The sequence below is a fragment of the Kitasatospora sp. NPDC004745 genome, assembly GCF_042873275.1.
GTDB lineage: Bacteria > Actinomycetota > Actinomycetes > Streptomycetales > Streptomycetaceae > Kitasatospora.
Genome location: NZ_JBIALK010000006.1, coordinates 57,910 through 76,660, shown reverse-complemented (window position 1 = coordinate 76,660; position 18,751 = coordinate 57,910). Strand labels below are relative to the sequence as shown.

The following is an 18,751-nucleotide window of genomic DNA, read 5'->3' as shown; positions in this document are numbered from 1 at the left end:
GCGCCGCACGCCGAAGGGCTCCCCTCCCGAGCGGGAGGGGAGCCCTTCGCGCGTCCGTCCGGACGGTCAGCCGACCCGTTGCCCCGGGCCCCCGGCGCCGACCTCGGCCGGCACCGGCTCCTCGGGGCGGGCCACCGCGCCCGTGGCGGGCGCGGCCGTCACGGGGGCCGTCAGCGGGTCGCCGGAGGGCCAACGGCGTTCGACCGCCTTGCTCGCCCTGCGGCCGAGCTTCTGCACGGGCAGCTCGACCAGCTTGTACATCACCCAGCTCACCAGCATGATCACGGCGAGGTACTCGACGGTCCAGATGAGCTTGCCGCCGGTCGTCGGGGGCACCTTGGGCACGTCCAGCAGGTGGTGGAGGGTGTGCAGCACCGGGACGTGCAGCAGGTAGAGCGAGAAGCTGATCCCGCCGAGCCAGGTCAGCGGCTTCGGGAAGCGGCGCTTGCGCAGCGCGAAGCCGATCCCGAAGCTGATCCAGGCCCCGAGGTAGGAGCCGACCCAGGCGCGCGGACCGGCCGTCCAGGTGTTGTTCTCCATGCCGCTGTGGTTGAAGAAGAAGCCGATCGCCACGCCCGCGGCGATCACGAAGCCACAGCAGAGCACGGCCTGCATGCGGTCGATCTGGCCCCGCTCGGCCCGGTAGATCACGGTGCCGGCGAACATCGTCGCGAAGATCATCAGGGTCTCGAACATCGGCGCCCGGCTGTTGTTGTACATCAGCACGAAGGCCAGCACGCCGAGCGTGATCGCCCCGATCCGGGTCAGGTTCGCCCGGCCGCTCAGCACGCACGCGAAGGCGAAGAGCACGATCAGCACCACGCCCCAGACCAGGTTGTGGGTCGAGGCGGCGTCGACGGTCATCGTGTGGGACGCGATGGAGGTGCCGAAGATCAGCGCCACGGCGGCGAAGGCCACCGCGATCGGGCCGCTGCGGCGGTGCTGACCGATCGCGAAGAGCGCGGTGACCATGTAGTAGAAGGCCATCTCGTAGCTCAGCGTCCACATGACGCCCAGGCCGTTCCAGACGCCCATGAAGTCCTGCAGCATGGTCGCGTTGGCGGCCACCGCCACGTAGTTGTGGCCGGTCGCGAAGAGTGCGACGGAACCGTCACCCTTCGGGATGATGGCCAGCGCCACCACGATGCCGACGATCACCGGCGGCCAGAGGCGGAAGAACCGGCCGAGCCAGAACGCCCGCACGTCCCCCCGGCGCTCCAGCGAGGCCGGGATGATGTAGCCGCTGACCAGGAAGAACAGCATGACGCCGTACAGGCCCAGGTCCCCGTGCCACCAGATGAAGGCGGCCAGCCGGTCCGGCAGCAGCTTCAGGACGTCGAAGTGGTGCAGGGCGACCACGAGGGCGGCCACGCCGCGGAGCGCGTCGAGCCAGCCCAGCCTGGCGGCTGCCCCGCCGGCCTGGGCCTTCGCGCTTCCCCCGGCCCGGCGGGCGGACAGCTGTCGTATCGTCTTCACGGCAGGGACAGTAGTCCATCGCGCCACACCCCTGTCCCCGGCTGTCCTCCGGCCGGCCCCGGGCCCCGGGCCGCGGACCGGGAGCGGACAGACCCTAGTCCCGGGTCATGTCGACGAAACGGGAGTAGTGGCCCTGGAAGGCCACCGTGATGGTGGCGGTGGGGCCGTTTCGGTGCTTGGCGACGATCAGGTCGGCCTCGCCCGCCCGGGGGGACTCCTTCTCGTACGCGTCCTCGCGGTGCAGCAGGATGACCATGTCGGCGTCCTGCTCGATCGAGCCGGACTCGCGCAGGTCGGAGACCATCGGGCGCTTGTCGGTGCGCTGCTCGGGGCCACGGTTCAGCTGGGAGAGCGCGATCACCGGCACCTCCAGCTCCTTGGCCAGCAGCTTCAGGTTTCGCGACATGTCGGAGACCTCCTGCTGGCGGTTCTCGGCCCGGCGGGAGCCGCCGGACTGCATCAGCTGGAGGTAGTCGATGACGACCAGCTTGATGTCGTTGCGCTGCTTGAGCCGGCGGCACTTGGCCCGGATCTCCATCATCGACAGGTTCGGCGAGTCGTCGATGAACAGCGGTGCCTCGCTGACGTCCGGCATCCGGCGGGCGACCCGCGTCCAGTCGTCGTCGGTCATGCTGCCGGAGCGCATGTGGTGCAGCGCGACCCGGGCCTCGGCCGACAGCAGGCGCATGGCGATCTCGTTGCGGCCCATTTCGAGCGAGAAGATCACGCTCGGCAGCTTGTGGTGGATCGAGCAGGCCCGCGCGAAGTCCAGCGCCAGGGTCGACTTTCCCATCGCGGGACGGGCGGCGATGACGATCATCTGGCCGGGGTGCAGGCCGTTGGTGAGCGCGTCGAAGTCGGCGAAGCCGGTCGGGACGCCGGACATCTGGCCGTTGCGGGAGCCGATCGACTCGATCTCGTCGAGCGCGCCCTCCATGATGTCGGCGAGCGGCGCGTAGTCCTCGTTGGTGCGCTGCTCGGTGACGGCGTAGATCTCCGCCTGGGCGGCGTTGACGATCTCGTCGACGTCGCCCTCGGCCGCGTAGCCCATGCCGGCGATCCGGGTGCCGGCCTCGACCAGCCGGCGCAGCACCGCGCGCTCGTGGACGATCTGGGCGTAGTACTCGGCGTTGGCGGCCGTCGGGACGGAGTTGACCAGGGTGTGCAGGTAGGACGCCCCGCCGACGCGCTGCAGCTCGCCGCGCTTGGTGAGCTCGCCGGCCACGGTGATCGGGTCGGCCGGCTCACCGCGGGCGTAGAGGTCGAGGATGGCGCCGTGCACCAGCTCGTGCGCGGGCCGGTAGTAGTCGGCCGGCTTGAGGACCTCGACCACGTCGGCGATGGCGTCCTTGGAGAGCAGCATGCCGCCGAGGACGGACTGCTCGGCCGCGAGGTCCTGCGGGGGGACCCGCTCGAAGCCGTCCCCGCCGCCCTGGCCCTCGTCGTCGCGGCGCTGCCAGCCGCCCTCGCGGCCGCCGTCGCGCTGGGAGCCGCCCTTGCCGCCCTTGCCGCCCTGGAAGCCGCCCTTCTGGAAGCCGCCGTCACGGCCGCCCTGGCCGCCCCCCTGACCGCCACCCTGGCCGCCGCGGGCGCGGGAGACCGGGAGCCGGTCACCGGGGCCGTCCGGGAACGGCGCGTCGTCGAAGGCACCGGCCGGGAAGGGGTCCTCCGCGGTCGGCCAGTCCTCCTCCGGCGGCGGGGCGTCGTGGTCGTCGTACTGGGGGCCGGTCACGCGTGTTCCCCGTTCAGCGAGTGGTGCGAGATGGAGCGGGCCTTGCCGGTGGCTGGGTGGAGCTGAGCCGCTCCTCTTTGTACGCCACGGCTCCGACAAATCGGACGCCGGGGCGGGCTGGAGTGTCGGGCGGAGGGCCCACGCTAAGGCGCCGGGAGCCGTTCAGCCAAGGCGGTTATCCACAGGGGGTGTGGACGAGCGCCGCCGTCCTGTGGAGAAGTGCCGCAAAGCTGTGGACACCCCTGTGGAAGGTCCTGTGGATAACCCGACCATCGATCCACCGTCAACCCGTTGACCTGGGACTACCTCGATCCGGGCCTGTGCATGAGAAATTCTTCACACACCTCCGAACGGCTGTGGGCACCGAGCGGGCCGGGCGCGTCGCTCAAGAATTCGAGTAATGATCGCCCAGCCCTGGCAACCATTACCTGTGGATGAGTAGCCTGGAGCCCATGACCGTCTCGCCCACCGCCCCGACCCCGTCCAGACGCCGGCACGACCGGGAGATCCTCGCGCTGGCCGTCCCGGCCTTCGGTGCGCTGGTCGCCGAGCCGCTCTTCCTGATGGCCGACTCGGCGATCGTCGGGCACCTCGGCACCCCGCAGCTGGCCGGTGTCGGGGTGGCCGCCGCCGCGCTCTCCACCGCGACGGGCATGTTCGTGTTCCTCGCCTACGCCACCACCGCCGCGGTGGCCCGCCGGATCGGGGCCGGGGACCGCCGGGGCGCCGTCCAGCAGGGCGTCGACGGCATCTGGCTGGCCCTCGGCCTGGCCGTCCCGGTGGTCCTGCTCACCCTGCTGCTGGCCCCCTGGACCGCCGACGTCCTGGGCGCCTCGCCCACCGCCGCCCCCTACGCCGTGACCTACCTGCGGATCAGCGCCCTGGGGATCCCGGCGATGCTCATGGTGCTCGCGGCCACCGGCGTGCTGCGCGGCCTCCAGGACACCCGGACCCCGCTGCTGGTGGCCGTCGCGGGCTTCGCCGCCAACATCGGGCTGAACGCCGGACTGGTCTACGGCGCAGGGCTCGGGGTGGCCGGTTCGGCCTGGGGCACCGTGCTGGCGCAGACCGGGATGGCCGCCGCCTACCTGGTCGTGGTGGTCCGCGGGGCGCGCCGCGAGCAGGCCTCCCTACGGCCCGACGCGGCCGGCATCCGGGCCGGGGCCAGGGCCGGCGGCCCGCTGCTGGTGCGCACGGTGAGCCTGCGCGCGGTGCTGATGATCGCCACCGCGGTGGCCGCCCGGCTCGGGGACGACCAGGTGGCCGCCCACCAGATCACCATGACCCTGTTCAGCTTCCTGGCCTTCGCCCTGGACGCCATCGCGATCGCCGGGCAGGCGATCATCGGCCGCTACCTGGGCGCCTCGGACGTGCCGGGAGCCCGGGCCGCCACCAGACGGATGGTCGAGTGGGGGATCGGCTCCGGGGTGGTGCTCGGCCTGCTGGTGGTGGTGGCCCGCCCGCTCTACGTGCCGCTGTTCACGCCCGATCCGGCGGTGCAGGGCCAGCTGGACACCGCCCTGCTGCTGCTCGCGCTGAGCCAGCCGGTGGCCGGTCTGGTCTTCGTGCTGGACGGCGTGCTGATGGGCGCCGGGGACGGCCCCTACCTGGCCCGGGCTGCGATCGCGACCCTGGTGGTGTTCACCCCGGTGGCCGTCGCGGTGCCCGCCACCGGCGCCGGGCTGGCCGGGCTCTGGTGGGCGATGAACCTGTTCATCCTGGTCCGGGCGGCCTTCCTGGTCGGCCGGGCGCGCGGCGGGCGCTGGCTGGTGACCGGCGCCGTCCGGGCGTAGGCCGCTCCGGGCCGCTCCACCGGGCCTTCCCGGGGCGGCGTCGACCGCCCGAGCAGCCGCGGGAACGGCTGAGGGAACGGCTGAGGGCCGGGCTCCCGGAGGAGCCCGGCCCTCAGGCCACTGCTACGGAACTCAGGCGGCGACGACGGCGACGTCGAGGTTGGCCTGGACGTCGGCGTGCAGCTTGACCGAGACCTTGTGGGTGCCCACGGTCTTGATCGGCGAGGCGATCGCGACGGCGCGCTTGTCCACGGCCGGGCCGCCGGCGGCCTTGATGGCCTCGACGACGTCGGACTGGGTCACCGAGCCGAACAGGCGGCCGGCGTCACCCGAGCGGACGGCCAGCTTGACCTGGACGCCCTCGAGCTGACCCTTGACCTCGTTGGCGGCCTCGAGGGTCTGGATCTCGTGGATCTTGCGGGCGCGACGGATGGCGTCGACGTCCTTCTGGCCGCCCTTGGTCCAGCGGATGGCGAAGCCACGCGGGACCAGGAAGTTGCGGGCGTAGCCGTCCTTGACCTCGACGACCTCGCCGGCGGAGCCGAGACCCGGCACCTCGTGCGTGAGGATGATCTTCATTACTTGGTCACCCTCTCTTAGCGCGCGGTGCTGGTGTAGGGCAGCAGCGCCATCTCACGGCTGTTCTTCACGGCCGTGGCGACGTCACGCTGGTGCTGGGTGCAGTTGCCGGTGACCCGGCGGGCACGGATCTTGCCACGGTCGGAGATGAACTTCCGCAGCAGGTTCGTGTCCTTGTAGTCAACGTAGTTGACCTTGTCCTTGCAGAAGACGCAAACCTTCTTCTTCGGCTTGCGAGCAGGCGGCTTCGCCATTGTGTGCTCCATTTGGGGTTCACGGCCCGGCGGGCGTCCTGGGACGCCGCGGCCGGGCCGCACGAAATCTGTCAGCTCTTAGAACGGGGGCTCTTCCGAGTAGCCGCCACCGGACGGGGCACCCCAGCTGCCGCCGCCCTGCTGGCCGCCGGACGGAGTGCTGGACGCCCACGGGTCGTCGGAGGGGCCGGACTGGCCGCCGCCGGAGTTTCCACCCCAGCCGCCGCCGCCCTGCTGGCCGCCGCCGCCTCCCCAGTTGCCGCCACCCTGGCCGCCGCCCTGCTGGCCGCCGAAGCCGCCACCGGGAGCGCCGGACCGGTTGGCCCGGGTGACCTTGGCGGTCGCCGAGCGCAGGCTCGGGCCGACCTCGTCGACCTCGACCTCGAAGACCGTCCGCTTCTCGCCTTCCTTGGTCTCGTAAGACCGCTGGCGCAGTCGGCCCTGCACGATGACGCGCATGCCCCGCTGCAGCGACTCGGCCACGTTCTCCGCCGGCTGCCGCCAGACGTTGCACGTGAGGAAGAGGCTCTCGCCGTCCTTCCACTCGTTCGTCTGACGGTCGAAGGTGCGGGGGGTGGACGCGATACGGAACTTCGCGACCGCCGCACCCGACGGGGTGAAGCGCAGCTCGGGGTCGTCGACGAGATTGCCGACGAGGGTGATGACGGTCTCGCCTGCCATGGTGGTGATGACCTCTCGGGAAGATGTCCGTTCACCGCTGTTTCACGTGAAACAGCGGACGCGAGCTACCCGAGACCCGAAGGCCTCAGAGGTGGCTCAGTGGGTGTCCGGGCGCAGGACCTTGGTCCGCAGAACCGACTCGCTCAGGCCCATCTGGCGGTCGAGCTCCTTGACGACCTCAGGCGTGGCCTTCAGGTCGATGACCGAGTAGATGCCCTCGGACTGCTTGTTGATCTCGTAAGCCAGACGGCGACGACCCCAGGTGTCGACCTTCTCCACCTTGCCGCCGGCGTTGCGGACGACGGTGAGGAAGTTCTCGATCAGGGGGGAGACAGCGCGCTCCTCGACCGAGGGGTCGAGGATGACCATCACCTCGTAGTGACGCATGGGTAACCCACCTCCTTTGGACTCAACGGCCACGGTCTCTCCGTGGCAGGAGGGTTGTGCAGCGTCGGCACCGGAGCAGTGACGACACCGGCCACCGTAGCGGCCGGGTCCGACAGCGGGCCCCCGCTCACCCCGGAGGGGGTGGTCGCCCGGAAGAGGGCGCAAGGGGGCACAACTACACCAGTGCAGACGGCCAACCCTACCCGCACCCGTACGGCCGAACAAAACGCATAGGGGTTGTGAGAGCGGCCCAACCGCCGCAATCTGGACGGAACGGGATTCCTGCTCGTTCGTCTCCACGCCAGGAGGTGGGACACATGGCCCAGTCCGTCCACCACATGCCGGCCCTCACGCTGAACACCGACGGCCACCCGCACCCCCGCGAGAACACCCTGGTGGCCCTCACGGCCGTGCTGGGAGTGATCGCCTTCACGACCTCGTTCTTCCACAACCTCCACCTGCTGACCTCGTGGACCGGTCTGTTCGGGATCGTCACCGGGCTGCTGGGCGTGTTCGTCTCGGTCACCACGGCCGAGCGGTTCGTGCTGATGGTCAGCCTCGGCGCCTCGGCCGTCGGCTTCTACCTGGGGATGGCCCGCGGCGGACTCTGGGGCTGAACCCGGCCCCCGGCCGCCCCGCGCGGAACCCTGGGCGCCCCCGTGGCGTATCTGCAAGGAGACAGGTACGCGACGGGGGCGCCGTCACGCCCGGGGACTCGGGCGTCCGGGCCCCGGACGATAGGGTCAGCCCGAGAACCTGGGGCTCACCGCAGCCCGACCGACGAGGAGCACCGAGCATGAGCCTGCGCCTGAGGACGATCACCCGCGAGGAGCACCTCGCCTTCATCAGGAGCCGTGCCTCGGCCAGCCACATGCAGGTCCCGTCCTGGGGCGACGTGAAGGCCGAGTGGCGATCGGAGTCGATCGGCTGGTTCGACGAGGCCAACCAGCTCGTCGGCGCCGGCCTGGTGCTCTACCGGCAGCTGCCCAAGGTCAAGCGCTACCTCGCCTACCTGCCCGAGGGCCCGGTCATCGACTGGTTCGACCGCGACCTCGACCGCTGGCTCTCCCCGATGCTGGCGCACCTGAAGTCCCAGGGCGCCTTCTCGGTGAAGATGGGCCCGCCGGTGGTCATCCGCCGCTGGAACGCCCCCACCATCAAGGAGGCCATCGCCGCCAAGCAGGCCAAGCGCCTGCGCGACATCGAGGCCGACTGGTACGAGCCGCGCGCCTTCGAGGTGGCCGACCGGCTGCGCAAGGCGGGCTGGCTGCAGGGCGAGGACGGCGGCGCCGGCTTCGGCGACGTCCAGCCCCGCTACGTGTTCCAGGTGCCGCTGGCCAACCGCTCGCTGGACGACATCCAGAAGGGCTTCAACCAGCTCTGGCGCCGGAACATCAAGAAGGCCGAGAAGAGCGGCGTCGAGGTGTTCCAGGGCGGCTACGACGAGCTGCCGATCTTCCACCAGCTCTACCTGGTCACCGCCGAGCGCGACCGCTTCACCCCGCGCCCGCTGTCCTACTTCCAGCGGATGTGGAAGGCCCTCACCGCCGAGGACCCCAACCGCATGCGGCTCTACATCGCCTACCACGAGGGCGAGCCGCTGGCCGCGACCACGATGCTCGTGGTCGGCGAGCACGTCTGGTACTCGTACGGCGCCTCGGCCAACCACAAGCGCGAGGTCAAGCCCTCCAACGCGATCCAGTGGCGCATGATGCGCGACTCCTACGCCCTCGGCGGCGGCGTGTACGACCTGCGCGGCATCAGTGACACCCTGGACGAGAACGACCACCTGTTCGGCCTGATCCAGTTCAAGGTCGGCACCGGCGGCCAGGCGGCCGAGTACCTCGGCGAGTGGGACTTCCCGCTCAACAAGCTGCTGCACAAGGCCCTCGACCTCTACATGTCCCGCCGCTGAGGAGGCTGACCCGATGACGCTGTCGCTCTACCTCGACACCGAACGCTGGCGCGCCCACCAGCGCTCCGTGCTGGCCGAGTTCCCCGGACTGGTGCCGGTCGCCAAGGGGAACGGCTACGGCCTGGGCAACCACCGGCTGGCCGAGGAGGCGACGCTGCTCGGCACCGGCGTGCTGGCCGTCGGCACCGCGTACGAGGCGGCCGACGCCGCCGAGTGGTACGGCGGCGAGCTGCTGGTCCTCACCCCGTACCGGGTCGGCGAGGAGGTGCTGCCGCTGCCGCACGCCCGGGTGATCCGGACGGTGGCGAACCTGGACGCCCTGCGGGCACTGCCCGGCGCCCGGGTGGTGGTGGAGTGCATGACCACGATGCGCCGGCACGGGGTCTCCGCCGCCGAGCTCCCGGCGGTCGCCGCCGAGCTGGACGGCGTGGCCTTCGAGGGCCTGGCCCTGCACCTGCCGATGGACCGGCCGGACGGCTCCAGCCCGGTCGAGGAGGTCGCCCACTGGGTGGACACCGCCCGGGCCGCCGGGCTGCCGGTGCACACCGTGTACGTCAGCCACCTGGGCGCGGCCGGCATGGAGCAGCTGGCCCAGCGCTACCCGGACACCGTCTTCCGCGCCCGGATCGGCACCCGGCTCTGGCTGGGCGACCACGGCGCCCTGGAGGTCCGGGCCACCGTGCTGGACGTCACCCCGGTGCGCAAGGGCGACCGCTACGGCTACCGCCAGCACCCGGCGCCGTCCGACGGCCACATCGTGGTCGTGGCCGGCGGCACCGCGCACGGCATCGGCCTGGAGGCGCCCAAGTACGTGCAGGGCATGTCCTCGCGGGCCAAGGGCATCGCCCGGGCCGGTCTGGCGACGGTCAACAAGACCAAGTCGCCGTTCCACTGGGCGGGCAAGCAGCTCTGGTTCGCCGAGCCGCCGCACATGCAGGTCTCGCTGCTGTTCCTGGACGGGGAGACCAAGGCCCCCGCGATCGGCGAGGAGCTCGGTCTCCAGGTGCGGCACACCACCACGCACTTCGACCGCGTGGTGGACCGCTGACCGTCCGTCCGGGCGGGGCCTACGGCTTGTCGGCCGGCTCCAGCAGCTGCGGCTCACCGAGCCACTGCTCGGCGCCGGCCGGCGCGTACCCGGCGTAGCTCTCCTCCTCGCGCAGCCGGCGGGCGGTGCCGAGCACGAAGGCGTCCGGGGCGCGGTCGAACACGCCGCCGGACGGGTCGTCGGTGCCGTCCCAGCGCACCGGGTCGCGGTCCGGCAGCAGGACGTCGCGGACCACCATGACGACCAGGTAGAGCGTCCCCAGCAGGTGCAGCACGACCGCGAACTGGTACCAGGCCTCGCCGATGCCGTGCTGCTTGGGCCCGGTGACGAAGCCCAGGTAGGACCAGATGCCCAGGGTGTAGAGCACCTCGCAGGCCTGCCAGACCAGGAAGTCCCGCCAGCGCGGCCGGGCCAGCACCGCGAGCGGCAGCAGCCAGAGCGCGTACTGCGGCGAGTACACCTTGTTGACCAGGACGAACAGGGCGACCACCAGGAAGGCCAGCTGCGCGAAGCGCGGGCGGCGCGGCGCCGAGAGCGTCAGCCACGTGACGGCCAGGCAGCCCAGCACCATCAGCACGCCGATGTAGAGGTCGAGGTCGGCCAGGCCCGCCCCGCGGTTCTGCATCAGGATCACCCAGAACGAGCCGTAGTCCTCGGCGCGGTGCTTGCTGAAGACGTAGAAGGTCGACCAGCCCTGCCAGTTGGCGATCATGATCGGCAGGTTGACGACCAGCCAGGCGCCGAGCGCGCCACCCAGCGCCGCGCGGAACTCGCGCCACTTCCCGGTCCGCCAGCAGAGCACCAGCAGCGGGCCCAGCAGCAGCACCGGGTAGAGCTTGGCCGCGGTGGCCAGGCCGATGAAGACGCCCGCCCAGCCGGGCCGGGAGCCGGCCCACCAGGCCATCGCCACGGCGGCCAGCGCGACCGCGAGCAGGTCCCAGTTGACCGTGCCGTTCAGCAGCAGCACGGGGGCCAGCGCGAACAGCAGGGCGTCCCACGGGCGCCGGCGGTGGGTGCGCGAGAGCGCCACCACGGCCACCACGGCGCAGGCCATCAGCATCCCGGCGTTGATCGCCCAGAACCACTGCTCCTGGCTCTGCTGGGTGCCGCCGCCCGGCGTCAGCCAGGCCGCCAGCTGCATGAACAGCCCGGTGAGCACCGGGTACTCGAGGTACTGGAGGTCTCCGGAGGTGCCCGGGATGCGGTCCACGTAGGGGTGCAGCCCGGCCGAGAAGCCGCGGCCGGAGAACAGGTGCGGGATGTCGCTGTAGCAGGCGTGGATGTACTGCGGCGAACCCGGCTGGAACCAGGCCTGCTGGTAGCAGGGCGCCTTCTGCAGCATCCCGAGCACCGAGACCACGATCACCGCCAGCGCCAGGAAGCGCGCCGGGATCCACCAGGAGACGCCCAGCAGCGCCCGGCGGCCGGGCGGGCCGCCGATCACCTCGCTGCCGGCCGCCGCCACCGGGTCCTCGTCGGCCGGGACGACCACGGTGTTGGCCGGCGGGGCGGCCGTGCCGACGGCGGGCTGGGCCGGCCCTGCGGCGTCGCCGGTCCCGACCGGGGCGGCGGATTCGTCACGATCGCTCGACGTCATGCCGGACATCCTGCCGCACCGGCCCGACCGGGACGAGGAGGACCCCGTTCCGGTGCGGCCGCGGCCGCGGCGGTCGGCGGCGAATCATGACGAAACGGCGGCGGCGGCCCTCCGCAGAGGACCGCCGCCGCCGTTCGCCCGTTCGACGGGAGGTGGATCAGCCCGCCGGGGCGACCTGGCCGCCGCCTCCCGGGGTGCTGGTGGGCTTGCCCGACTTGGTCGGCGACGTCGTGGTGGTGGGGGGGTCGGTCGGCGTCGTCGTGGGCTGGGTCGAGTTGCACAGGCCGGGCAGGATGCAGGTGTTCGTCGGACCGGGGTGGGTCTTGGTCGGCTGCGTCTGGGTCGGCTGCGGGGCCGGGCAGTCCACGCCCGGGACGCAGTTCCCGCCGCCCTGGGTGGGCACGGGCGGCTGCGGCGGGTTGTTGCCGCCGGCCGGCTGCGTCTGGGTCGGGCCGGGCTGCTGGGTCGGCGGGGCCGTCGGGGTGTCGGTCATCGTCGGCGAGGCCGTCGGGGACGCCGTGCTCGGGGCGCCGGAGGAGTCCACCTCGGTGCCGACGGGCTGCGGGGTCGGGAAGTCCATCTTCTTCTCGTTGGCCAGGGCGGCCTTCATGTACCGGGTGAAGACGTCGGTCGGGATGTCACCACCGTGGATGGACTCCTTGCCGCCGGTGCCGTTGAGCGACAGCCGCTCGTGCTTGGTCGGGTCCTCGCGCCACATCGCGACGCTGGTGACCAGCTGCGGGGTGTAGCCGACCCACCAGGCCGACTTGTTCTGGTCGGTGGTACCGGTCTTGCCGGCCACCGGGCGGCCCAGCGCGTTGCTCTTGCTACCCGTACCGTTCTTGGCCACGTTCACCAGCACGTCGGTGACGTTGTCCGCGACGGCCGGCTCCAGCGCCACCTTGGCGTCCTTCTTGCCGAAGCCCGCGCGCTCCCTGCCGTCCACCTCGACCTTGGTGACCGAGTAGGGCTCGGACTCCTTGCCGCTGGCCGCCAGCGTGCCGTAGGCGGTGGCCATCCGGATCGGGCTGATGGTGGAGGTGCCGAGGGCGAAGGTCGGGGTCTTCGGGTCGGCGAAGCTCTCCTTCTTGATGCCCATCTGCTCGGCGATGTTGGCCACGTTCTGGCCGCCGACGTCCTGGTTGAGCTGGACGAACGGCACGTTGTACGACCACTGCATGGCCTGCCGCAGCGAGACGTAGCCGCGCTTGCCGCTGTCCTCGTTCTTCTGCCGGTAGGGCTTGCCGTCGTCGCCGATCACCAGCGAGCCGTCGGGCTTGCGGATCTCGGACATGTCGTCGGAGAGGTAGCGGCTGTCGGCGTTGATCCGCTTCGGCTTGCCCTTGTCGTCGGTGGCCGTCTGGACGCCGACCTGCATCGCGGTGGCCAGCACGAAGGGCTTGAAGGTCGAGCCGACCTGGACGCCGATGGCGTCGGCGTTGTTGTCGAAGTGGCCGTTCTCCACGCCGTCGCCGCCGTACAGGGCGACGATCGCACCGTCGCCCGGGCGGATGCTGGCGGAGCCGAACTGCACCCACTTGTCCTGGTCGGGGCGCTTCTGCAGGTTGAGGTTCTCGTTCTTGACGTCGTCGACGGCCTTCTTCAGGGCGTCGACCTTGTCCTTCTCGAACGTGGTGTAGATCTTCAGGCCGCCCTTGTCGATCATCTGCTGGGTGATCGTCTTGTCGGTGGCCATCACGTACTTGTTGGCGGTGTCGACCAGGTAGCTGACCTCACCGTTCATGTTGGAGCTGGGCTTCAGCGGGACCGGGTCCGGGAAGGTGGTGCACTTCGCCCGCTCCTCCGCCGTGGCGTTCTTGGTCTCCACCATCCGGTCGAGGATCCACTTCCAGCGGTCCTCGGCGCGCTGGCGGTTGGCGGCCTTGGTGGGGTCGTAGTAGTTCGCGCCCTTCAGCAGCCCGGCCAGCATGGCGCTCTGGCAGAGGTTGAGGTCCTTGGCGTTGACGCCGTAGTACGCCTGGGCGGCGGCCTGCGCGCCGTTGGCGTTGCGGCCGAACCAGCTGGTGTTGAGGTAGCCCTTCAGGATGTCGGGCTTCTCCATCTTCTGATTGATCTTCAGCGTGATGAAGAACTCCCTGACCTTGCGGGTCAGGGTCTGCTCCTGGCTCAGGTAGGCGTTCTTGACGTACTGCTGGGTGATCGTCGAGGCGCCCTGGGTCTCCCCGCCCTTCGCCATGTTGTAGACGGCGCGCAGCATGCCCTTGGGGTCGACGCCGCTGTCGGTGCGGAAGGTCTCGTTCTCCGCGGCGATGACGGCGTTCTGCAGGGTGGGGCTGATGTCGGCGAGCTCGACGATCTGGCGGTTGGTGTCGCCCTTGCGGGTCATCTCCGTGCCGTCGGCCCAGTAGTAGATGGTGTTCTGATCCTTGACCAGGTCCTTGAGCTGCGGGATCTCGGTGGTCTGGTAGAGGTAGAACACGACGCCGACGCAGGCGGCGAAGACCGTCAGGAACGCGGTCAGCCACTGCTTCCAGGAGGGCAGCCAGCGCCGCACGCCGGTCTTGCCGAACCGCGGGTAGTCGATGAAGCGCTTCTTCCCGGGGCCGGCGGCGGCAGCGGCCGAGGCCGAGGCCGCGGCGGCACCGCGGCGACCCCCCTTGCCGCCCTTCTGCGCGGCCTTGCGCATCTCGGCGCGACCCATCCGGGGCTGCTGGGCGGTCTCCCGGACGCCCGGAGGGCGCCGGCGGCCGATCCCGTCCGAGCTCAGCTCGTCACGGCCGGGTCCGCCCTGACGGCCACCGCCACCCGGGGGCTGCTGCCCGTCACCGCCCGGGTCGGGCGTCCTTCGCCGTCGTTCGCTCATGTTGCAGCCACTCCTCGCCAGGCGGTTCCAGCCTGAAGGCAGGGTTCACGTCCGATGCCCGCCAACCGCCCTAACCCCGGAGGTGGTCCTCGTGCACACGCGACAGCGTACGCAGCAGAGAATCGCAACTAATCGGGCATCAGTCGCCAATAACCGCAAAACGGCAACAGATCATTACACGCCCGTTGCCAATCTCCCCCGCGCGTCGGCTTGTGATCACATTCACGCGTGCCCCCCTTGCCCCTTTCGAGGGCCCGGTTTACTGTTCTCGATATATCGAGCCGATACATCGAGACGGCATACCGCCCGATGCAGCGGCCGGGCGAGGGTCGAGAGGGAGGAGGACGACGGCAGTGGGCAGGCGCTCAGGAGTGTTGGAGTTCGCCGTTCTCGGCCTGCTCCACGACGCACCGATGCACGGCTACGAGCTGCGCAAACGCCTCAACGTCCTGCTCGGCACGCTGCGGGCGTTCTCCTACGGAACGCTCTACCCGTGCCTGAAGAGCCTGGTCGCCCAGGGTTTCCTGGTCGAGGACAACCCGGACGTCGAGTACGTCCCGGCCACCGCGCTCAACGGCAAGCGGTCCAAGACCGTCTACCGGCTCTCCCCCGAGGGCAAGCAGCGGTTCGAGGAGCTGCTCGCCGACTCCGGGCCGGACGCCTGGGAGGACGAGCACTTCGGCGTCCACTTCGCGTTCTTCGGCCAGACCGACCGGGCCGTGCGGATGCGCGTCCTGGAGGGGCGGCGCAGCCGGCTGGAGGAGCGTCTGGAGAAGATGCGCAACTCGCTGGCCCGGGCCCGCGAGCGGTTCGACGACTACACCGTCGAGCTGCAGCGGCACGGACTGGAATCGGTGGAGCGCGAGGTCCGCTGGCTCAACGAGCTGATCGAGACCGAGCGGGCCAACCGCACCGGCCGGACCGGGCCCGCCACCGGCGGCGGCACCACCGCCGCACCCCACAGGACTTCGGACGGCCGTGGCCAGGAGGAAGGGTCCCTGGACCCGCCCGGGCCACCGTACGACCGCCCGGGGCGCTCCGCCCAGGAGCGCTGACACCGCGCCAGCCCCGTGCCGCGCGGCAGGAGTGGGCGCCTCGCGCCCGTACAAGCAGTCATCGAAGAAGCAGGACGAGTGCCGTCGACCCCGGCGGTGCTCATGAGATCACAGGGAGCAACCGGAATGGGTTCGGTTCGCGTAGCCATCGTGGGCGTGGGCAACTGCGCCGCGTCGCTGGTGCAGGGTGTCGAGTACTACAAGGACGCCGACCCGGCCGGCAAGGTCCCCGGGCTGATGCACGTCCAGTTCGGCGACTACCACGTCCGTGACGTGGAGTTCGTCGCGGCGTTCGACGTCGACGCCAAGAAGGTCGGCTTCGACCTGGCCGACGCCATCGGCAACAGCGAGAACAACACCATCAAGATCTGCGACGTGCCGCCGACCGGCGTCACCGTCCAGCGCGGCCACACCCTCGACGGCCTGGGCAAGTACTACCTGGAGACCATCGAGGAGTCCGACGAGGCCCCGGTCGACGTCGTCCAGGTCCTCAAGGACCAGCAGGTCGACGTCCTGGTCTGCTACCTGCCCGTGGGTTCCGAGGCCGCGGCCAAGTTCTACGCGCAGTGCGCCATCGACGCCAAGGTCGCCTTCGTGAACGCCCTGCCGGTGTTCATCGCGGGCACCAAGGAGTGGGCGGACAAGTTCACCGAGGCCGGCGTGCCGATCGTCGGTGACGACATCAAGTCCCAGGTCGGCGCCACCATCACGCACCGCGTGATGGCCAAGCTGTTCGAGGACCGCGGTGTCATCCTCGAGCGCACCATGCAGCTGAACGTCGGCGGCAACATGGACTTCAAGAACATGCTCGAGCGCGAGCGCCTGGAGTCCAAGAAGATCTCCAAGACGCAGGCCGTCACCTCGCAGATCCGCGACCGCGAGCTGGGCGCCAAGAACGTCCACATCGGCCCCTCGGACTACGTGGCGTGGCTGGACGACCGCAAGTGGGCGTACGTCCGCCTCGAGGGTCGCGCGTTCGGCGACGTCCCGCTGAACCTGGAGTACAAGCTCGAGGTCTGGGACTCCCCGAACTCGGCCGGTGTCATCATCGACGCCGTGCGCGCCGCGAAGATCGCCAAGGACCGCGGCATCGGCGGCCCGATCCTGTCGGCCTCCTCGTACTTCATGAAGTCCCCGCCGGTCCAGTACTTCGACGACGAGGCCAAGGAGAACGTCGAGAAGTTCATCCGCGGCGAGGTCGAGCGCTGAGCGCTGAGCTGCACCGCGGGTGACCGCCCGTAGCGGCTCCGAAGGGCCCACGATCACCGGATCGTGGGCCCTTCACCGTTTCCCGGCCGATGTTTCACGTGAAACAACGGACGGATCCATGGCACCCTGAGCGGGTGGCGATCACCGAGAACGGCAGCACCCACCAGTCCCCGCACCGTGCCACGCTCCTCGGTCTCCTGCGCGGCCGGGACTTCCGGCGGCTGCTGACCGCCCGGGTGCTCTCCCAGCTCTCGGACGGCGTCTTCCAGGTCTCGCTCGCCGCCTACGTCGTGTTCTCCCCGGAGAAGCAGTCCTCCCCCGCCGACATCGCCTCGGTGCTGGCCGTGATGCTGCTGCCGTTCTCGGTGATCGGCCCGTTCGCCGGCGTGCTGCTGGACCGCTGGCGCCGCCGCCAGGTCCTCTACTACGGCAACCTGGCCCGCTTCGGGCTCGGGCTGGGCACCGGCGCACTGCTGCTGGCGGAGGCGCCGACCTGGCTGTTCTTCGCCTCGGCGCTGCTGGTGACCGCGCTCAACCGGTTCATCCTGGCCGGCCTGTCCGCCGCCCTCCCCCGGGTGGTGGAGCAGGACCGGCTGGTGACCGCCAACGCCCTCTCCCCCACCCTGGGCACGGTCGCCGCGGCCTCCGGCGGCGGCATCGGCTTCCTGCTGCACCAGGTGATGGCCCCGGGGCCGCGGGCGGACGCAGCGCTGGTGACGGTGGCCTCGCTGCTCTACCTGTCGGCCGCGCTGGCCGCCCGCCGGATGGACCGCGACCTGCTCGGCCCGGAGCAGCACGGGGACCGGCCCGCGCTCGGCCAGGCCCTGGTCCGGGCCGCCGTCGAGCTCGGTGCCGCCGTCCGCCACCTGGCCCGGGACTGCCGGCCCGCCGTCCACGCGCTGGCGGCCGTCACCGCGGCCCGGTTCTGCTACGGCGTGCTGATCGTGGTCGTGGTGATGCTCGCCCGCTACACCTTCAACGACCCGGCCGACAGCGCGGCCGGGCTGGTCACCCTCGGCCAGGCGGTCGGCCTCTCCGCCGCCGGGTTCTTCATCGCCGCGGTGATCAGCCCCTGGTGCACCCGCCGGCTCGGGCTGGCCGGCTGGATGACGGTCTGCCTCGCGGCGCCGGTGGTCTTCGTCCCGGCGCTCGGCCTGAGCTTCTCCCTGGTGCCCTGCCTGGTCGCGGCGCTGCTGCTCGGGGTGGTCACCCAGGGCACCAAGATCTGTGCCGACACGGTGGTCCAGGAGTCGGTCGAGGACGAGTACCGCGGCCGGGTGTTCGCCATCTACGACGTGCTGTTCAACGTGGCCTTCGTGGCGGCCGCCCTGGTCACCGCGCTGGTGCTGCCGCTGTCCGGCCGCTCGGTCGCGGTGGTCGGCGGGGTGTCCGCGGTGTACGCGATCTCCGCGGCCCTCTACCTGCGCGCCGCCCGGCGGGACGAGCCCCTCCCCGGCGGCCCGTCCTCCTGACCCCCCCGGGCCCTCGGGACCGACGGCGTCCGAGCGAGTCGCTAAGGTACGTCAGACCTGTCGGAGCGACAGCACTCGGTCTCGGGGGACGAACTGATGAGCACACCGCCCAACCCGTACGGGCCGCCGCCGGCGTACGGCCAGCCTCAGCCGGCCTACGGGCCGCCGCAGCCCGGGTACGGACAGCAGCCGCCCGCGGGGCCGTACGGGTACCCGCAGCCGGCCCCGCCGCAGCCCGCGCCCGGCTACGGGCCGCCCCCGGGGTACGGCCCGCCGCAGCCCGGCGCCCAGCCGCCGTACGGGCAGCAGCCCCCCGCCGGGCCCTACGGGTACCCGCAGCCCGGACCGGCCGGCCAGGCCCCCGCGGCACCCGCCAAGAAGCGCGGGACCAAGGCCAAGCTGAAGGCCGTCGGGCTGGTCGGCGGCTGCATCGCCCTGGCCGTCGGCTACTTCGTGAGCGGTCCGAGCGTCAGCAGCGCCAAGCCCGGCGACTGCGTCAAGGTGAGCGGTTCACGCGACGTCGAGATCGCCAAGTGCACTGACTCCAAAGCGAATTACCGCGTCCTGTCGACGTTCGACAACACCACCGACGTGAACCGCTGCAAGCAGACGCCGCAGACCACCAGTGCCGTGTCGGGCAAGAGCGGACGCCGCTGGAACAAGAAGCGGTACGTGCTCTGCCTCGGCCCGCTGGCCCGCACCGGCACCCCGCCGGTCGGGAAGTCCTGA

General features: G+C 71.0%; 16 protein-coding genes. 8 read left to right on the top strand and 8 right to left on the bottom strand.

Annotated elements, in window-relative coordinates; genetic code table 11:
• Positions 1–66: 66 nt before the first annotated feature.
• Both ACFYUY_RS13410 and dnaB read right to left on the bottom strand, forming a co-directional pair.
• On the bottom strand, positions 67–1,476 hold the full coding sequence (locus ACFYUY_RS13410) for an acyltransferase (protein ID WP_360205970.1): 1,410 nt from the start codon (positions 1,474–1,476) through the stop codon (positions 67–69).
• A gap of 94 nt (positions 1,477–1,570) precedes the next feature.
• Positions 1,571–3,208: a replicative DNA helicase gene (dnaB, locus tag ACFYUY_RS13405; protein WP_360212817.1), complete on the bottom strand. Its 1,638-nt coding sequence runs from the start codon at positions 3,206–3,208 to the stop codon at positions 1,571–1,573.
• A 452-nt stretch (positions 3,209–3,660) separates the two neighbouring features.
• Here dnaB and ACFYUY_RS13400 point away from each other — a divergent pair, with 452 nt between their 5' ends.
• Positions 3,661–5,001, top strand: coding sequence for an MATE family efflux transporter (locus ACFYUY_RS13400; RefSeq protein ID WP_387900530.1), 1,341 nt, complete (start codon positions 3,661–3,663; stop codon positions 4,999–5,001).
• A 132-nt stretch (positions 5,002–5,133) separates the two neighbouring features.
• On the opposite strand, the gene rplI is transcribed toward ACFYUY_RS13400, so the two are convergent.
• From rplI to rpsF, 4 genes are all read right to left on the bottom strand, one after another.
• Positions 5,134–5,580: a 50S ribosomal protein L9 gene (gene rplI / locus ACFYUY_RS13395; RefSeq protein ID WP_360212821.1), complete on the bottom strand. Its 447-nt coding sequence runs from the start codon at positions 5,578–5,580 to the stop codon at positions 5,134–5,136.
• A 17-nt stretch (positions 5,581–5,597) separates the two neighbouring features.
• Positions 5,598–5,834, bottom strand: coding sequence for a 30S ribosomal protein S18 (gene rpsR, locus ACFYUY_RS13390; protein ID WP_030304537.1), 237 nt, complete (start codon positions 5,832–5,834; stop codon positions 5,598–5,600).
• Between the two features lie 78 nt (positions 5,835–5,912).
• On the bottom strand, positions 5,913–6,515 hold the full coding sequence (locus ACFYUY_RS13385; RefSeq protein ID WP_360212823.1) for a single-stranded DNA-binding protein: 603 nt from the start codon (positions 6,513–6,515) through the stop codon (positions 5,913–5,915).
• A gap of 96 nt (positions 6,516–6,611) precedes the next feature.
• Complete coding sequence (gene rpsF, locus ACFYUY_RS13380; RefSeq protein ID WP_063348486.1) at positions 6,612–6,902, bottom strand: 30S ribosomal protein S6; 291 nt, start codon at positions 6,900–6,902, stop codon at positions 6,612–6,614.
• Between the two features lie 317 nt (positions 6,903–7,219).
• On the opposite strand from rpsF, the gene ACFYUY_RS13375 reads away from it, so the two are divergent.
• The 3 genes from ACFYUY_RS13375 to ACFYUY_RS13365 all read left to right on the top strand — a co-directional run bounded on the left by ACFYUY_RS13375 (position 7,220) and on the right by ACFYUY_RS13365 (position 9,865).
• Positions 7,220–7,519 (top strand): hypothetical protein, encoded by a 300-nt coding sequence (locus tag ACFYUY_RS13375; protein WP_360212825.1) that lies wholly within the window; start codon positions 7,220–7,222, stop codon positions 7,517–7,519.
• Between the two features lie 179 nt (positions 7,520–7,698).
• Complete coding sequence (locus ACFYUY_RS13370) at positions 7,699–8,817, top strand: peptidoglycan bridge formation glycyltransferase FemA/FemB family protein (protein WP_360212827.1); 1,119 nt, start codon at positions 7,699–7,701, stop codon at positions 8,815–8,817.
• Positions 8,818–8,830: 13 nt separating this feature from the next.
• A complete protein-coding gene (locus tag ACFYUY_RS13365) occupies positions 8,831–9,865 on the top strand; it encodes an alanine racemase (RefSeq protein ID WP_387900527.1) in 1,035 nt (344 codons plus the stop codon).
• A gap of 19 nt (positions 9,866–9,884) precedes the next feature.
• Here the strand turns inward: ACFYUY_RS13365 and ACFYUY_RS13360 are convergent, their stop codons facing one another.
• Together ACFYUY_RS13360 and ACFYUY_RS13355 are read right to left on the bottom strand one after the other, a co-directional pair.
• Entirely contained in the window at positions 9,885–11,462 is a 1,578-nt protein-coding gene (locus tag ACFYUY_RS13360) for a glycosyltransferase 87 family protein (RefSeq protein ID WP_360212831.1), read from the bottom strand.
• Between the two features lie 157 nt (positions 11,463–11,619).
• Positions 11,620–14,286: a transglycosylase domain-containing protein gene (locus ACFYUY_RS13355; RefSeq protein WP_387900525.1), complete on the bottom strand. Its 2,667-nt coding sequence runs from the start codon at positions 14,284–14,286 to the stop codon at positions 11,620–11,622.
• Positions 14,287–14,639: 353 nt separating this feature from the next.
• On the opposite strand from ACFYUY_RS13355, the gene ACFYUY_RS13350 reads away from it, so the two are divergent.
• From ACFYUY_RS13350 to ACFYUY_RS13335, 4 genes are all read left to right on the top strand, one after another.
• Positions 14,640–15,341, top strand: a complete 702-nt coding sequence (locus ACFYUY_RS13350) for a PadR family transcriptional regulator (protein WP_360212834.1) — start codon at positions 14,640–14,642, stop codon at positions 15,339–15,341.
• A 126-nt stretch (positions 15,342–15,467) separates the two neighbouring features.
• Entirely contained in the window at positions 15,468–16,550 is a 1,083-nt protein-coding gene (locus ACFYUY_RS13345) for an inositol-3-phosphate synthase (RefSeq protein WP_313764715.1), read from the top strand.
• Between the two features lie 134 nt (positions 16,551–16,684).
• On the top strand, positions 16,685–18,022 hold the full coding sequence (locus ACFYUY_RS13340; RefSeq protein ID WP_360212836.1) for an MFS transporter: 1,338 nt from the start codon (positions 16,685–16,687) through the stop codon (positions 18,020–18,022).
• A gap of 96 nt (positions 18,023–18,118) precedes the next feature.
• Positions 18,119–18,751 (top strand): hypothetical protein, encoded by a 633-nt coding sequence (locus ACFYUY_RS13335; protein WP_360212838.1) that lies wholly within the window; start codon positions 18,119–18,121, stop codon positions 18,749–18,751.

Excerpts from the sequence above, each read along its gene's own strand:
- ACFYUY_RS13400 (WP_387900530.1), top strand. The coding sequence starts at position 3,661 with ATGACCGTCTCGCCCACCGCCCCGACCCCGTCCAGACGCCGGCACGAC.
- rplI (WP_360212821.1), bottom strand. The coding sequence starts at position 5,580 with ATGAAGATCATCCTCACGCACGAGGTGCCGGGTCTCGGCTCCGCCGGC.
- rpsR (WP_030304537.1), bottom strand. The coding sequence starts at position 5,834 with ATGGCGAAGCCGCCTGCTCGCAAGCCGAAGAAGAAGGTTTGCGTCTTC.
- ACFYUY_RS13385 (WP_360212823.1), bottom strand. The coding sequence starts at position 6,515 with ATGGCAGGCGAGACCGTCATCACCCTCGTCGGCAATCTCGTCGACGAC.
- rpsF (WP_063348486.1), bottom strand. The coding sequence starts at position 6,902 with ATGCGTCACTACGAGGTGATGGTCATCCTCGACCCCTCGGTCGAGGAG.
- ACFYUY_RS13375 (WP_360212825.1), top strand. The coding sequence starts at position 7,220 with ATGGCCCAGTCCGTCCACCACATGCCGGCCCTCACGCTGAACACCGAC.
- ACFYUY_RS13370 (WP_360212827.1), top strand. The coding sequence starts at position 7,699 with ATGAGCCTGCGCCTGAGGACGATCACCCGCGAGGAGCACCTCGCCTTC.
- ACFYUY_RS13365 (WP_387900527.1), top strand. The coding sequence starts at position 8,831 with ATGACGCTGTCGCTCTACCTCGACACCGAACGCTGGCGCGCCCACCAG.
- ACFYUY_RS13360 (WP_360212831.1), bottom strand. The coding sequence starts at position 11,462 with ATGACGTCGAGCGATCGTGACGAATCCGCCGCCCCGGTCGGGACCGGC.
- ACFYUY_RS13355 (WP_387900525.1), bottom strand. The coding sequence starts at position 14,286 with ATGAGCGAACGACGGCGAAGGACGCCCGACCCGGGCGGTGACGGGCAG.
- ACFYUY_RS13345 (WP_313764715.1), top strand. The coding sequence starts at position 15,468 with ATGGGTTCGGTTCGCGTAGCCATCGTGGGCGTGGGCAACTGCGCCGCG.
- ACFYUY_RS13335 (WP_360212838.1), top strand. The coding sequence starts at position 18,119 with ATGAGCACACCGCCCAACCCGTACGGGCCGCCGCCGGCGTACGGCCAG.